The sequence below is a fragment of the Microbulbifer sp. genome, assembly GCF_051659245.1.
In the GTDB taxonomy this organism is placed as follows: Bacteria; Pseudomonadota; Gammaproteobacteria; order Pseudomonadales; family Cellvibrionaceae; genus Microbulbifer.
Window position 1 is genome coordinate 1 of the sequence record NZ_JBOFOC010000189.1, and the last position, 15129, is coordinate 15129.

The window sequence follows — 15129 nt, forward strand, 5'->3', positions numbered from 1 at the left end:
GATGACAGGCTGCGCGCTCCGATTACATCTTGTCGGCGCCAAAGGCGACCACGTAGAGAAGCCTGAAACTCAGTAACAGCTGTCCAGTGCAAAAACCAGATTAGTGGTTGACTTCAGGGGCCGCTTTAGAGAAGCGGCCCATGACCGCGATAGCGGGCCTGCGGCCCGCAAGCCGAGCTGGAGCTCGGCGCTCCCGGGCTGGCATGAACCCTGGATAAAACCACTGCTGGCGAAATCCAGGTATTCCCGGTGCGCACGGCGCACCCTACAGGAGATCCAAAGGTACGAAATCCGCCACCCCGTCACGCCAACGGAACTCACAGGTGACACCGTAGACATCGCCGATCAACGCCGGGGTGAATACGTCCTCCGGTGTACCCTGGGCAACCAGCCGACCCTGCTCCAGCAACAGGATGCGGTCGCAGAAGCGCGCGGCCATGGGGAGGTCGTGCAGGGCGAGCACCACCGTTTTGCCCGCATCGGCCTGGCGGCGGAAGGTGTGCATCAGTTGGAGCTGATGGCGGATATCCAGTGCCGCGGTGGGCTCGTCGGCGATCAGCAGCGGCGCTTCCCCCACCAGCAGGCGCGCCAGCTGTACCCGGCGCAGCTCGCCGCCGGAGAGGCGGGTCACCGGCCGATCGGCGAGTTGCTGCGCGTCCACCAGCTGCAGCGCCGCAGAGACCCTCCGCTCACGGTCCTTCGGGCGCCCCCAGGGCAGCAGTCCCAGGGCCACCAGATCCGCGGCGCGCAGGCTCCAGGCCGGGGTTTCCGCCTGGGGCAGATAGGCGCACAGGCGCGCCCGTTGCGCGGGGGAAATCCGCCCGGCGGGTTGGCCGTCCAGTTCGATATGCCCGGCAGTGGGCGCGAGCACACCCGCCAGGGTCTGTAACAGGCTGCTCTTGCCGGCGCCGTTGGGGCCCACCACCGCGGTCAGCTCAAAGGGTTTGAAGACGCAGCTGATTTCGTTCAGCACCGGCCGGCGCTGGCGTTCCAGGCCCAGTTGCAGACAGGAGACTTCCAGGCGTTTCACAGTTGCTGCCCCCGGCGCGCGCTGACGATCAGCCAGAAAAAGAAGGGTGCCCCGATAAAGGCGGTCACCGCGCCGATACGCAGTTCCTGAGCGCCGACAAAGTTAACCACCAGGATATCCGCCAGCAGCAACAGCAGCGCACCGGCCAGGGCGCTGACCCACAACAGCCTGCCCGGGTCCTGCCCCACCAGCGGCCGCATCAGGTGCGGCACCACCAGTCCGATAAAGCCGATAGTGCCCGCCACCGCCACCGCCGCGCCCACCGCGGCGGCGATGCCCAGCAGGATCGACAGCGGGTAGCGGCGGCCGCGATACCCCAGGGACGCGGCGCTGTCCTCCCCCAGGGACAGCGCGCGCAAATAGTTGCGCGCACTGAACAGCAGTATGGCGCCGAGCAGGACAAACGGCAGCGCCAGCAGCAACTGGTCCCAGCCTCGGTTGGCCAGCGAGCCCAGCAGCCAAAAAACGATTTCCTGCATCGCGAACAGGCTCGGCGCATAGTTCAGGGCCAGCGCCATCAGCGCGGAGAGGAAGGCGTTGATGGCCACCCCCGCCAGTACCAGCTGACCCGCGCCGGCGCCCCGCCCGGCCAACAGCCAGACGCAGCCCACCGCGCAGAAGGCGCCGGCGATCGCCAACGCCGGCAGCAGCCAGCCGGACTGCCAGGCGGAACCATAGTAGAGCAGCAAAATAGCGGCCAGCGCCGCGCCGCTGCTCACCCCCAGCAGCGCCGGCTCCGCCAGCGGGTTGCGCAACATGCCCTGCATGGCCGCGCCGCCCATGCCCAGGGCCGCTCCCACCAGAACCGCCAACAGCGCGCGCGGCAGGCGCAGCTGCCACAGGATCACCGCGTCGCTGCTCTCGCTGCGCCAGCCCTGGGTCAGCGCCGCTCCCAGGTCGATGGATACGGGTCCGCTCACCAATGCGGCGACCAGTGCCAGCGGCAGGGCCAGAAGCAAAAGGGTGAGGGCTAATTTATCGCTGCTCGACAAGTGACTTTCTCTTCTCTGTAAGCTGCTGCAAAACGTCCGCCGCCACCAGCGCCGGGCAGAAGCCCAGTTCCGCCGGCAGGGTGTAGACCCGGCCGCTGTCCAGATAGGTTTTGAGCACCGGGTGGCGCGCGGCCAGGTGTGCAATGGCGAAATCCTTCTCGCCGCCGTACAGCACCAACAGGTCCGGCTGCGCGGCGACCACCTCCTCGAGACTGACGCGACCCAGCCGTTCCACGCCCTGTTTCGCGGCGAGATTGGCAAAGCCGGCGCGCTCGAGCAGCTGGTGCTCCAACATGCCGCTGCCGTAGGTGATGTTGTTGGCGGACAGAATCAGCGCGCTGGCCCGTGCCCGCGGCACCGGTTGGGCGAGCAGCTCTGCCAGTTTCTGTTTTTGTTTTTCCAGCGGCGCATTGTGCCCCAGCGTCTCTTCCAGTGCACTTAGCTGATCCAGCAACTGATCCAAACTGTAGGCATCGGGAATAGCAACCACATTGAATCCCAGATTGCGCAGCCGCGCCGCCGCGCGCTGGGCGCCGAACTGACCCACCAGGATCAGATCCGGGTCCAGCTGCAACAACTCCTCGGCGCGGCCGCGGTTCAAATACACGTGCTCCGGCAGCGGTGCCTTGCGATAGTGATCGTCGGCGGAGAGCCAGGTGACCGAGGCGATTTTTTGCGGGGGCAGCCAGTTAAGCAGGATCTGGTCCAGGCAGAGGTTTAGAGAGGCGATGCGGTTTTGGGCGGTCGCGTTTGTGGAAAGCAATAAGAAAGCCAGCAGGAATATTTTTTTCACAGTGTTTTTTCCTGCTGCTGTTGTTGCGGAGCTGGAGCTCCGCGGTCCCGGGCGCTGGACCAGTGCCAGTCTTCCGGTCTGGAGCACAGGCCGGCCTTCACAGGATTCCGGTGGATGTAGTCGATCACCTGTTCAAGGTGCCGCTGATCCCGGATAAATCTGTCCCAATAATCCGGCATCCAGAGTTTCCTCCCGGGAACGCGGAGCTCCAGCTCCGCATTTTTCCGCAGGGCCCAACGAGCGGTAAAGGACTTCCAGGATTGCACGATCTTGCTCAGGGACTCTCGCGGATCGATCAACACATGGACATGGTTGGGCATTATGCACCAGGCGATCAGTAAATAACGTTTGCCGTCAAACTTCAGCAATGCGTCTTGCACAGTAATTGCTACTGCCGGATGACTCAATGCACAACAGCCATAACCGGCATCCAGCCACTGTTCAATTCTCTTGCGCTTCTCCACGTCTCTCTTTGACTGCGGTAACTTGCCCCGTCGCAATTCCAGCTCCAACTGCTCCAGCTTTGACTGCGGCAGTGAATCCGCCAGACGGAAAGTAATAGACTGTAGTGCATGATAATTATCGAAATGCGGCACATAACCTCGGGAATGCCATCCCCTGGGCGCGCCGAGCTCCAGCTCGGCATCAGTATCTGGAAGTTCATCCATTTCTCAACCCTCCGTGGTTACCTGATAGTTTGGTATGCCGAGCTGGAGCTCGGCGCGCCCAGGTCAGCTCATCTCAATCGCAGACAGCGCCTCCGCCAGGGTTTTTACCGGCACCATCTCCACGCCGGGAATATCGTCCTTCAGCCGGTTCGCCGCGGGCACTATGGCCTTACGGAAGCCGTGTTTGGCGGCTTCGCGCAGGCGTTCCTGGCCGGAGGGTACCGGGCGGATTTCGCCGGCCAGGCCCACTTCGCCGAATACCATCAGGTCCCGCGGCAGCGGGCGGTTGCGGAAGCTGGAGACCACCGCCAGCAACAGCGTGAGGTCGGCACTGGTCTCCATCACCTTGACCCCGCCCACCACGTTGATAAACACATCCTGGTCGCCGACCAGCACACCGCCGTGGCGGTGCAGTACCGCGAGCAGCATATTCAGGCGGTTCTGGTCCAGGCCCACGGCCACCCGGCGCGGGTTGCCCAGGCTGCTGTCGTCCACCAGTGCCTGCAGTTCCACCAGCAGCGGCCGCGTGCCCTCCCACACTGCGGTGACCACCGAACCGGCGGCCACCTCTTCGGCGCGCTGCAAAAAGATCGCCGAGGGGTTGGAGACCTCTTTCAGGCCCTGCTCGGTCATCGCAAAAACCCCTAGCTCGTTCACCGCGCCGAAGCGGTTTTTTTGCGCGCGCAGGGTGCGGAAACGGGAGTCGTGGGTGCCCTCGAGCATTACCGAGCAGTCGATGATGTGTTCCAGCACCTTGGGGCCGGCGAGACTGCCGTCCTTGGTGACGTGGCCCACCAGAATGAGCGCGGTGCCGGTCTGCTTGGCGTAGCGGGTCAGGTAGGCGGCGCTCTCGCGCACCTGCGCCACGGAGCCGGGGGCGGACTGCACCTCGCTCATATGCATCACCTGGATGGAGTCCACCACCATCACCTTCGGTTTGACCTGGCCCGCGGTGTGGCAGATACGCTCCACGTCGGTCTCGCTGAACATCTGCAGGTGCTCCGCCGGCAGGCCCAGGCGCTTCGCGCGCATGGCCACCTGCTGCAGGGACTCCTCGCCGGTGACATAGAGCGCGGGCATGGCTCCGGCCAGGTGGCACAGGGTCTGCAGCAGGATGGTGGACTTGCCGGCGCCGGGGTGGCCGCCGATCAGCACCACCGAACCCGGTACCAGGCCGCCGCCCAGCACCCGGTCCAGCTCGCCGGCATTGGTGGGGATACGCGGCAGTTCGCTGAGGTCGATCTCCGAGAGCTTCTGTACCCCGCTGCCGCCGGCGGCGCCGGCGTAGCCCGCCTGGGCATCGGTAAAGTTGGCCGCGCGACTGTCTTTGTGCTCGGGGCCCAGGCGCACTTCACTGAGGCTGTTCCAGGTGCCGCAGGCGCTGCACTGCCCGGCCCACTTGGAATAATCGGCGCCGCACTCGTTGCAGACGTAGGCGGTTTTGCGTTTTGTGGCCAAGCTTGTGCCCTCCTTATCCTCTCCCCCCGCAAGTGGTAGAGGGGAGTACCCAAATCGCGCCAGTTTACCGGCTTTCGCCCGCACCCGCCGCTCTGCTATATTGCCCAAACCATGAATAAAAACCGCCTGCGCTCCACGCTGATCACCGTCGCCGCCCTGCTGGCCCTCTTGCTGCAGGTGCAGATGGTGTTCGCCTGCGAGATGATGGAGCACTCCGGGCCGGTGTCCGAGTGCTGCTGTGATCACATGGCGCCGGGCGGACAAGAGCCGGACAGCGACTGCTGCACCCTGGATAGCCGGATTTCCCTGAAGGCAGAAGCGCAGGATCAGCAGGCGGTGCTGCCCGCAGCGCAATTGGCGTTGGAGCTGCCGCAGCTGACCGCAGTACCACCGGGCCAGTGGCCACCGATACCGCCGCCGCTGTCCACCGCGAACCCGAAATCCCAATCCGACCCATCCCATCCCGGCAGCCGCACCTGGCTGGTCACGCTGCGCCTGCGCATCTGATCCACTCCTGCCGTTGAACCGACTGTTTCCCGTGTAAAAGGGCGCGGCTGCGCGCCCTGCTGTTCAAAAACAGTGTTCGAGGAGTGAACCCTTGCTTACCCCAAAATTATTGCCAGTGCTGGCCCTGGCGGCAGCGCTGCTCTCTCCCGCCGCCCGCGCCCAGAGCGACTGCGACGCGCCCCCGGCGCCGGGCAGCGAATCCCTGGTGAAACGGGCACTGGCCTGCAATCCCGGTCAATTGGCCCTGGATGCCCGGGTGCGCGCCCAGGCCGAGCGCACCGCCGCCAGCGGCCATCTGGACGACCCGAAGCTGATGCTGGGCGTCGCGCCCAGGACCCTGGGACAGGATGAAGTGCGGAAAGGCTACGTGGTCGAGGTCAGCCAGTCCCTGCCCTGGCCCGGGGTGCTCGAGCTGCGCCGCGCGCTGGAGGAGGCCGGCACCGACAGCCGCGCCTTCGAGTACGACCAGGGCGCGGTGCGGCTGGCCCTGGCGCTGCGCCTGGCCTACGCCGACTGGCACTACCGAGAGCGGCTGATCGCCATCAACCGCCGCCACCAGTCCCTGTGGCGGACCTTCGTGGACAGCAGCCGCGCACGCTACGCCGCAGGCAGCGGCGGCAAGGCGGCGGTGCTGCAAGCCAGGCATGAGGAGCATCAACTACATCTCGATGAGCTCGCGCTCACCCAGGCCGTCGCGCGGGACAGGAGCCGCCTGGCCCGCCTGGCCAATATCGATCCCGGTGAACTGTCCGCCAGTACCCCACTGCCGCAGCGCGAACCGCCCGCGGGCTCTCTCACCCTGGCCCTCGACAGCCTGGACACCCAGCCGCAACTGCAGCAGCTGACCGCCGAGGAGACGCGCAAGAGCCGCGAACTGGAACTGGCGGAAAAGGACCGCTACCCCAACTTCTCCGTGCTCGCGCGCCACAACAACCAATGGGCCAACCCGGACCAGCGGCTGTTTGTCGGCGTGGGCTTCAACCTGCCTCTGGATATCGGCGGCAAGCGCTCCGCCCGCGAGCGCAGCCTGGAGGCGGAGCGGCTGGCCGTCGAGTGGCGGCGCCGGGACGCGGCGCTGGCCCTGGCGGACGCACTGCGACGGGCCGAGAGCCGCCACCGCGAGGCCAGCGACACCCTGCATATGTACAGGAAAGACCTGCTGCCGCTGGCGGAGGAGAGCCTGGCGACCGCGAGGGACGATTTCGCCGCCGGCCGCGGCGACTTCCTCACCCTGCTGGTGGCGGAGCGCAACCTGCTCAAAGTGCAACGGGGTTTCGAGACCGCGGAGCGCGACCGATTCGCGGCCCTGGCGCAGCTCACCGCCGCCGCGGGGTTGGTCCTGCTGGACGACTGGAATTCGCTTACCGGGGGTGGAAAATGAATTTTCGATTCGGGAACTTGCGTAGGGTGGATAAGCGCAGCGCATCCACCAACGACGGTGGCCGGGGAAGGTGGATGCGCTTCGCTTATCCACCCTACCTTTTTCTGCTCGTCATCGGTCTGCTCGCTTACTGGGCACTGCAAAGCCAGCGCCCGGCAAAAACCGCCGCGGAATTTATCGAGGCCGGCCCCTTTCGTATCGCCGTGTCCATCGACCCCGAGCGGCCGCGGGTGGGGGAAAACAAAATCCGCATAGAAGTCCTCGACGGTAAAGACAACCCGGTCGAAGGCGCTCAAGTGCGCGCCGTGGCGGAGATGCCGGCCATGGGCGCCATGCCCGCGATGCGCGCCCAGGCGGATATCGAGGAGACTTCCGCCGGCGTCTACGAGGGCGGGTTCGAACTGTCCATGGAGGGCGCCTGGCCCCTGGCGGTGGATGTGGCCACCGGCCACGACAAGCACGTGGACCTGGCGTTCGATATGACCACCAGCCGCACCGGCCTGCGCCTGACATCAAAGCCGGGAAAATCCGATACCGCCTACTACACCTGCGCCATGCACCCCTCGGTCAAGTCCGCCGCTCCGGGCACCTGCCCCATCTGCGGCATGGACCTGGCGCCGGTGAGCCGCGAGGAGCTGGAGAGCGGCAGTGTCGCAATAGACGAGGGCCGCCGCCAGGCCATCGGCGTGAAAACCGGCACTGTGGTGCGCAGGCCCTTCGCGCTGCCCCTGCGCCTGCAGGGCCAGGTGGCCTACGACGAGACCCGCCTGGCGGATGTCAGCCTGCGTTTCGACGGCTGGATCGGCAAATTGGATGCGGATTTCGAAGGCAAGCAGATCGCCCGCGGCGATGTGCTGTTTACCGTCTACAGCCCGGAACTGCTGGCGCTGCAGGACGAGTACCTGCAGTCCAGCAAACGCGGCGGAACCACCGAGGCGGTGGCGCGCAAACGCCTGCGGCTGTGGGGGCTGTCCGCGCGCCAGATCCAGTGGCTGCGCGAGCAGGGGGAAGCCCGGGACTACGTGCCCATTTTCGCTCCGCAGAGCGGCGTCATCATCGAAAAAAATATCGTCGCCGGTTCCGCGTTCAAAAAAGGGGAAAAGCTGCTGCGCCTGGCGGACCTGCGCCGCGTGTGGGTGGAAGGCTTCGCCTACGAGGACCAGCTGCCGCTGCTGCGCGCGGGCATGCCGGCACGGGTGCGCCTGACCAATGTGCCCGGCGCGGAAATATCCGCCGAGCTGATCCAGTTGGACCCCTTTCTCGACCCAAAAAGCCACAGCGCCCGCCTGCGCCTGGCGCTGGACAATTCACAGGGGCACCTGCGCCCCGGCCTCTTCGCCGATATCGAAGTGCGCGCCGCCCTGGGTGAACTGTTGCTGGTGCCCCGGGATGCGGTGCTGGTTTCCGGCGACAAGCGCATCGTGTTCCTGGACCTGGGCAACGGCCGCCTGAAACCGGTCGCGGTGCGCACCGGCTACAGCGACGACGAGCATATCGTCATCCACTCAGGCCTCGAGGAGGGAGACCGCATCGTCACCTCCGGCGTTTTCCTGATCGCCGCCGAGAGCCGGCTCAAGTCGGGGATGCAGCAATGGTAGGCGGCGAACCCCGGGGGGCCATCGCGCGACTGATCGCACTCTGCGCCGGCAAGCCCGGCATCACCCTGGTGCTGGTGGCCCTGGCCGCGCTGGCCGGCTACCGCGCCATGACCAAGGTGCCGCTGGACGCGATACCGGACCTGTCCGACGCCCAGGTGATCGTCATGACCGAGTGGGACGGGCGCAGCCCGGACCTGGTGGAGGACCAGATCACCTATCCCCTGTCCACCGCGCTGCTGGGCCTGCCCAATGTGAAGTTCGTGCGCGGGCAGAGCTTCTTCGGCCTCAGCTTCGTCTACGCCATCTTCGAGGATGGCACCGACATCTACTGGGCCAGATCCCGGGTACTGGAATACCTGAACCAGGTGGCGGACCAGCTGCCGGAGGGCGTGCAACCGACCCTGGGCCCGGACGCCACCGGGGTGGGCTGGGTTTTTCAATACGCGCTGGTGGACAGGAGCGGCAAACACAGCCTGGCGGATCTGCGCTCGCTGCAGGACTTCAAGCTGCGCTACTGGCTCACCTCGGTGGAGGGCGTGGCGGAAGTGGCCTCCATCGGCGGCTTCGAAAAGGAGTACCAGGTACATATCGACCCCTACCGCCTGGCCACCTTCGATATACCCCTGGCCAAGGTGATCAGCGCCATTCGCCGCAGCAACGGCGACACCGGCGGGCGGGTGCTGGAGATCGCCGGCCACGAGCATTTCGTACGCGGGCGCGGCTATATCGACGACGTGGACGACCTGGCACAGGTGGTGATCGGCATGGACGCCAACCGGATACCGGTAACCCTGGACCAGGTGGCGGATATCACCCTGGGCCCCGCCATGCAGCGCGGCCTCGCGGAACTGGATGGCGAGGGGCAGACGGTGGGCGGCATCGTGGTGATGCGCTATGGGGAAAATGCACTGGCGGTGATCGAACGGGTCAAACAGCGCCTCGAAGAAGTGAAAGCCGGCCTGCCCGAGGGCGTGGAACTGGTTGTCACCTACGACCGCTCCGAGCTGATCCTGAGCGCCATCGACAACCTCAAACACACGCTGATCGAGGAAATGCTGGTGGTGGCGGCAATCATCGCGCTGTTCCTGCTGCACGCGCGCTCGGCGCTGGTGGCCGTCATTACCCTGCCGGTGGCCGTGCTGTTGGCGTTCATTCCGCTGTCCCTGCAGGGGCTCACCGCCAACATCATGTCCCTCGGCGGCATTGCCGTGGCCATCGGCGCGATGGTGGACGCCGCGGTGGTGATGGTGGACAACATTCATAAAAAGCTGGCCGCAGGCGCTCACAAGAAACTGGCCACAGGGGGCGGCAACGATCGACGGCGGCTGATCGTCGAGGCCATGCAGGAGGTGGGCCCCAGCATCTTTTTCTCGCTGGTGATCATCACCATCTCCTTCCTGCCGGTATTCGCGCTGGAAGCCACCGAGGGCAGGCTGTTCAAACCCCTGGCCTACACCAAGACCTACAGCATGGCCTTCGCCGCCCTGCTCGCGGTGACCCTGATCCCCGCACTGGCGGTATTGCTGATCCGCGGCAAAGTCCACACCGGAGACAACCCGGTCAACCGCGCACTCACCAACACCTTTCTCCCCGCCATCCGCTTCTGTGTCGCGCACCCCCGGGAGGTGGTGGTAGCGGCGCTGCTGGCACTGGCACTTACCGCAATTCCACTGAAGCAGCTGGGCTCGGAATTTATGCCGCCGCTGAACGAGGGCAGCATCCTGTATATGCCCACCGCCTTGCCGGGCATGTCCATCACCCAGGCGGGCGATGTGCTGCAACGCATGGACGCGGAATTGAAATCCTTCCCGGAGGTGGAGCGGGTATTCGGCAAGATCGGCCGCTCCACCAGTGCCACGGACCCGGCGCCCCTGTCCATGGTGGAGACAGTGGTCACCCTGAAACCCAAAGACCAGTGGCGGCCGGGACTGGACTGGGACGAACTGATCGCGGAAATGGATGAAAAACTGCGCTACCCGGGTATGCCCAATATCTGGTGGATGCCGATCCAGACCCGCACCGAGATGCTCGCCACCGGCATCCGCAGCCAGCTCGGCATCAAGGTATTCGGCGACAACCTGCAGCAGATAGAGGAGACCGCGGTGGCCATCGAAAAGGCCCTGCTGGAGGACGAGCGCACTGCGGGCGAAACCCGCAGCGCTTTCGCCGAGCGCCTCACCGGTGGCTACTTCCTCGACTTCGATATCGACCGCGAACGCGCCGCCCGCTACGGCCTCAACGTGGAGGACGTGGAGGACGTGATCGCGGCCGCCGTCGGCGGCCTGACCGCCACCCGCACGGTGGAGGGCCGCGAGCGCTACCCGGTACTGGTGCGCTACGCCCGCGATTACCGGGATTCCCCCGAACAGATGGAGCAACTGCTGGTACCCACTCCCGGCGACAGCTGGGTGCCGCTGAGCCAACTGGCAGACCTGGAACACCGCCGCGGCGCGCCCATGATCCGCAACGAGGACGGCCAGTTGGTGGGGCTGGTGTTCGTGGACCTGAAGGGCGGGCTGGGCGTGGCCGATTACGTAGCGCGGGCCAAACAGGTGGTGGCGGAACGGGTATCCCTGGTGCCCGGCCAGCGCCTGGGCTGGGCCGGGCAGTACCAGTACTTCGAGCGCGCCAAGGCGCGGCTCGCCTGGCTGGTGCCGATGACCCTGCTCGCCGTGTGCCTGCTGCTCTACCTGCACCGCGGCCGCATGTCCGACACCCTGTTCGTGCTCGCCGCCGTGCCCATGTCGCTGATCGGCGCCTTCTGGCTGCTGTGGGGACTCGATTACAAACTCAGCGTGGCGGTGTGGGTCGGCGCCATCGCCATGGCCGGGCTGGCGGCGGAGATGGGGCTTTTGATGCTGCACTACCTGGACCACGCCCTGGATCAAGCCCGCCAGCGCGTACCGGATATGAGCCGGGAACTGTTTCTCAAGGAAGTGGCCCAGGGCGCCGCCCACCGCATCCGCCCCATGCTGATGACCAGCCTGACCCTGCTGATCTCGCTGGTGCCGGTAATGCTCAGCGGCGGCACCGGAGCCGACGTGATGAAACGCATCGCCGCGCCAATGGTGGGCGGCACCCTGTCCGCGCTGGTATTTGTGCTATTGGTAATGCCGGGAATCTTCGTACTTTGGAAATGGAAAACCACGAGGAAAAGGTAATGAATCCGTGCACAAAGTTACTGGCAAAACTGGTGGCGCCGCTGACACTGCTGCTCGGCGCCAGCGCCGCGAATGCGCAGCCCGGCGATATGATGATGATGTCGATGGGAGGCTGGGGCGTCGCGGTCTGTGTGATATTCGGGATACTGATTTTCGTCGCGCTGGTACTGGCGATCATGGCCCTTCTGAAATACCTGTTCGGCAGAAAGCCCTGATTGCATCGCCCCTATTCTGTAGGAGCGGCGGGGCGGCCGTGCCCATGGCCGCGATCGGTGTAGGCTACAGGCAGAGATCGATCGCGGCCATGGGCCGCTCCTACAGCAACACGGGAGATTGCTTCTGTCGCAAGTTGAAGTGACTGCCGTGCCCGCATGGCTGAAACGCTTCGCCCGGGAAATGAAACTGCAGCTGCGGGTACTCTACCTGGCGAGCCGGGACCCGCGCACGCCGCTGGTCGCCAAGCTGGTGCTTCTTGCAATAGTCGCCTACGCCCTCAGCCCCATCGACCTGATTCCGGATTTTATCCCCGTGCTCGGCTACCTGGACGACCTGATCCTGCTGCCACTGGGAATTTATCTCGCAGCCAAGTTGGTGCCGCCGGAACTGTGGCGGGAACTGCAGGCTCGCGCAGAGACAGAACCGCTGTCGCTGCCGAAAAGCCGCAGGGGCGCAGCCTTCGTTATCGTCTGTTGGCTGGCCGTACTCGCCCTGGTCGGCTATTGGCTCCGGAGGTGTTTTTGGACACCCATCAAACGGCCCCTCGCCTCCCAGGAAGATCCGGGTCTTGAGTTAAGCGGTGGTTTTTAAACAGTCAAACAGGCTGCGTTTTTTGGACACCCATCAAACTGCCCATTTACATTCCACCTTGGCCTTGACCACGCAGGGCCTACCGCTTGGCGTGTTGCGCGCCCAATTCTCAGCTACGGCCCCCAAGGCGGAAGCGGCGCCGAAAAAATCGGCCGCCATTCCCATCGAAGAGAAGAAAACCTTTGGGGGTGTTTTTGGACACCCATCAAACGGCCCCTCGCCTCCCAGGAGGGGGTGTTTTTGGACACCCATCAAACGGCCCCTCGCCTCCCAGGAAGATCCGAGTCTTGAGTTAAGCGGTGGTTTTTAAGCAGTCAAACAGGCCAACCGGCGGCGCCCGGCTTTCTGGCAGGAGGGTGTGTGCTGTGGTTTTGGCTTTACTGGAGGCGAAGGTGGCCGAGCTGGAAGCGGCGTTGCAGGCTGCGGTGCAACACCGGGCATCATCCGCAGGCGGTGGCTGAGGAGGCTACCGGTTCCGGTCCGGATCCTCCCGCAATGAATCGACCACACCTTGAAACTTCTCGCGATTCTCCGGGCTGAGCGACGCGAGCGTTTCGTGCGCACTCAGTATGCGTGCGCACTGCTGGGCCACACCGACCTCCCTCCGCGGCAACGGCTCCATCAAATCCGGGAGCGGGTCGATCGAGGGGCTTTCATGACTCAGTACCGCTCCCATACTCAGCTCTTCGAACAGTTCCCGGATATTGGCAGGCATCCGTTGCAGGTACACGGCATCCGGTCGCGAGATCACGATCTCATGCAGGGTGCCGAGGCAGGTGCTGTCCATGTACTCGCAGGCTGCCAAGTCTATGGTCAGCTTATTGTGTCGCTCCAGCAGTGTGTTGGCGATGTCCAGCAAGGCTTGGCTGAAAACCCAGGTTACATTGCCGGCAATGCTGATGAACGCCTGCTCCCCCCGCACTGCATACATCAGCTGCGCCTGTGTGGTGGACGGTTGGGGGGTGAGACGTCCCTCGGGGCTCGCCGTGTGATCGAAATGGCTGACACCCTCGCCGCGCTCCAGCAGGATCAGGGTAATGTCGTCGCGCTCTCCGGTGATCTTCTGCGTTGCCGTCCGGTACAGGGTCCCCGGCAGCTCCGCGCGGTCGATCCCGGAGCGCAGGGTACGAGTAAGATCGTCACTCGTGATGGACTCCGCTCCACTCCCCAGCACGCCATCGGTGTACAGCAGCAGCCGATCGCCGACAGCCAGCTGAACCTCACGCTCCTCATAGCGGGCGTCCGCTTCAAGGCCCAGTGCCGGGCCTGTGTGTGCCAGCAGTTGGCACTGCCCGGCCGGCGTGGTCCAAATGCAGGGCGGATGTCCGGCCGATGCGATCCATGCCTGCCCCGTGTTCCGATTCAGCAGCACATACATGGCGGTTATGAAAGCTCCAGGCGCCGTTACGGTCTCGTAGAGCCTGCGGTTCAGGTCACTCAAGACCTGACCCGGCATTCGCAGTAGGCCCGCTTTGTCGGTAAGGTTGAGGCGCAATTTGAGCAGCACCGAGAGCATGGCCGCAGCCACGCCGTGGCCGGCAGCATCTGCAATCACCACTCCCATGTACTTTTGATGCAGCAGAATAACGTCGTAGAGGTCGCCCCCCACGCTGCTCCCCGAACGGTACAGAGTTTCCAGGCACCAGCCGTCGATTTCCGGAGGTTCCTGGGGCAGGAGTGCGCGCTGAATGACTTCGGCACGATCCAGATCTGACTGGATGACCGCGGCCTGTTCCTCGAGCATGCGGCAGGCTTGTTGCAACTGCTCCACATTTTCGGCGAGCTGCGCGTTGCTGCGCGCGATCTGCCCGTACAGCCGTTTGCGCTCACGCACCAGCTCGATCTGGTCCAGGGCGTTGCGTACCACCACCCGCACCCGCTGCACCTCCGGCGGCTTCCCCAGATAGTCGAAGGCGCCCAGTTGCAGCGCGTCCACGGCAGCGTCGAAAGTCTCCAGTCCGGACAGGACGATCCAGAGCGGTCCCGGGCAGTGCTCCTGCGCCCACTTCATGAGCTCGAGGCCGTTCATGTGGGGCATGAGAACATCGGTCACAACCACGTCCACGTTTTTTGCGCTCAGCACATCCTGTGCTGCCAACCCGTCTTCCACCTCCAATATTTCCGCCGGATCGAGCGCTGCCAGCCCCCGGGCAACGATCTTGCGTAACATGGGATCATCGTCCACCACCAGAAACGTCGGTCTGGTGCGACGGGTGTTGTTTTCAGCGCCTGCCGCATCGGCGGTTGCAGGACGTTTTGTCGACATTCCAGGGGTCCCTCCGTGGCTCGATCTTTAGCCCCTAACTGAAAAATACAGACGCCTCCTCAGCAGCACTGAACTCTATCCATAATAGTTGAGTGCCAATACATGGGCGCCATACCATGCCCCCATGATCCGCGAAAAGCCGGATAAGTTAAAGCTACCATCCACAGACCGGGAAGCGGCAACTGATCGGTAAATTCCTGTTTTTGGACACTTTCCTGTTCTCCTGTTTTTGGAGACACTTTCCTGTTTTTGGACACCCAAGTTCCGGTTCCTGACACTTTCCTGTTTTTGGACACCCATCAAACCAAACAAAAGGCATCTTACGCCACCCCGCTTGAGAAACACTCGTTTCTCCGTAAAAATACTGGCTATTCATCCAACTGTATGGATAGCCAGAAATGGGACTCCCGCGCAAAGCCCTGGTATCCCTGGATGCCACCCCCTACTACCACTGCGTCTCCCGCTGCG

General features: G+C 64.3%; 12 protein-coding genes. 6 read left to right on the forward strand and 6 right to left on the reverse strand.

Annotated features, from left to right (window positions below):
- Positions 1–265: 265 nt before the first annotated feature.
- The 5 genes from ACRC0P_RS18015 to radA all read right to left on the reverse strand — a co-directional run bounded on the left by ACRC0P_RS18015 (position 266) and on the right by radA (position 4941).
- Positions 266–1030, reverse strand: a complete 765-nt coding sequence (locus ACRC0P_RS18015) for an ABC transporter ATP-binding protein (protein ID WP_438632689.1) — start codon at positions 1028–1030, stop codon at positions 266–268.
- Positions 1027–2022 (reverse strand): FecCD family ABC transporter permease, encoded by a 996-nt coding sequence (locus ACRC0P_RS18020; protein WP_438632690.1) that lies wholly within the window; start codon positions 2020–2022, stop codon positions 1027–1029. The genes ACRC0P_RS18015 and ACRC0P_RS18020 overlap by 4 nt, the downstream gene beginning before the upstream one ends.
- Entirely contained in the window at positions 2006–2815 is an 810-nt protein-coding gene (locus tag ACRC0P_RS18025) for an ABC transporter substrate-binding protein (RefSeq protein ID WP_438632691.1), read from the reverse strand. The genes ACRC0P_RS18020 and ACRC0P_RS18025 overlap by 17 nt, the downstream gene beginning before the upstream one ends.
- Entirely contained in the window at positions 2812–3483 is a 672-nt protein-coding gene (locus ACRC0P_RS18030; RefSeq protein WP_438632692.1) for an REP-associated tyrosine transposase, read from the reverse strand. Before ACRC0P_RS18030 ends, ACRC0P_RS18025 begins: the two co-directional genes overlap by 4 nt.
- A gap of 63 nt (positions 3484–3546) precedes the next feature.
- A complete protein-coding gene (radA, locus tag ACRC0P_RS18035) occupies positions 3547–4941 on the reverse strand; it encodes a DNA repair protein RadA (RefSeq protein WP_438632693.1) in 1395 nt (464 codons plus the stop codon).
- 111 nt (positions 4942–5052) lie between these two features.
- On the opposite strand from radA, the gene ACRC0P_RS18040 reads away from it, so the two are divergent.
- The 6 genes from ACRC0P_RS18040 (at position 5053) to ACRC0P_RS18065 (ending at position 12395) form a co-directional block, all read left to right on the forward strand.
- A complete protein-coding gene (locus ACRC0P_RS18040) occupies positions 5053–5448 on the forward strand; it encodes a hypothetical protein (RefSeq protein ID WP_438632694.1) in 396 nt (131 codons plus the stop codon).
- 91 nt (positions 5449–5539) lie between these two features.
- Complete coding sequence (locus tag ACRC0P_RS18045) at positions 5540–6829, forward strand: TolC family protein (protein WP_438632695.1); 1290 nt, start codon at positions 5540–5542, stop codon at positions 6827–6829.
- A 26-nt stretch (positions 6830–6855) separates the two neighbouring features.
- Positions 6856–8427 carry an efflux RND transporter periplasmic adaptor subunit gene (locus ACRC0P_RS18050; RefSeq protein WP_438632696.1) on the forward strand — a complete coding sequence of 524 codons (1572 nt, stop codon included), beginning with the start codon at positions 6856–6858 and terminating at the stop codon, positions 8425–8427.
- Positions 8421–11588 carry an efflux RND transporter permease subunit gene (locus tag ACRC0P_RS18055; RefSeq protein WP_438632697.1) on the forward strand — a complete coding sequence of 1056 codons (3168 nt, stop codon included), beginning with the start codon at positions 8421–8423 and terminating at the stop codon, positions 11586–11588. Before ACRC0P_RS18050 ends, ACRC0P_RS18055 begins: the two co-directional genes overlap by 7 nt.
- Complete coding sequence (locus tag ACRC0P_RS18060) at positions 11588–11803, forward strand: hypothetical protein (RefSeq protein WP_438632698.1); 216 nt, start codon at positions 11588–11590, stop codon at positions 11801–11803. Before ACRC0P_RS18055 ends, ACRC0P_RS18060 begins: the two co-directional genes overlap by 1 nt.
- A 148-nt stretch (positions 11804–11951) precedes the next feature.
- The gene (locus ACRC0P_RS18065) at positions 11952–12395 is read left to right on the forward strand and encodes a YkvA family protein (protein ID WP_438632699.1); all 444 of its coding nucleotides are present in this window, start codon (positions 11952–11954) and stop codon (positions 12393–12395) included.
- A gap of 466 nt (positions 12396–12861) precedes the next feature.
- Here the strand turns inward: ACRC0P_RS18065 and ACRC0P_RS18070 are convergent, their stop codons facing one another.
- Positions 12862–14661, reverse strand: coding sequence for a SpoIIE family protein phosphatase (locus ACRC0P_RS18070; RefSeq protein ID WP_438632700.1), 1800 nt, complete (start codon positions 14659–14661; stop codon positions 12862–12864).
- Between the last annotated feature and the right edge of the window lie 468 nt (positions 14662–15129).